This window comes from Bacillus sp. SIMBA_026 (assembly GCF_046535335.1).
Taxonomy (GTDB): Bacteria; Bacillota; Bacilli; order Bacillales; family Bacillaceae; genus Bacillus; species Bacillus velezensis.
In genome coordinates this window covers 1-256 of sequence record NZ_JAWRWX010000305.1, presented here as the reverse complement: position 1 = coordinate 256, position 256 = coordinate 1, and the positions used below count along the sequence as shown (strand labels likewise).

Annotated in this window: 1 protein-coding gene; it reads left to right on the top strand. The window is 66.0% G+C overall.

The window, feature by feature from the left end; translation table 11 throughout:
* A partial coding sequence (locus SB847_RS21580; RefSeq protein ID WP_410578728.1) for a hypothetical protein occupies window positions 1-256 on the top strand: 256 nt, incomplete at both ends.

Here is a 256-nt window from a genome sequence, read left to right as displayed (position 1 = left end):
GAATCTGACCCCGGCCGGTCCCACGGCCTGCAACGCGGCCAGCGGCACAGGCAGCATCTCTGGCGCGGTACGCATCAACACCGGCGGCACCCTCACCTACACGGTGAAGGGCACCGTGGCCTTGGGTACTACTGGCAATATCGCCAACACTGCCACGATCGTTCCTGCTGCCCAGTCATCGGTGCCGAACATGCCCGGCGGCGGTCCGAATCCTGTCGCGGGTTCCACCACCCAGGTTCCAACGGTGGACACGGCA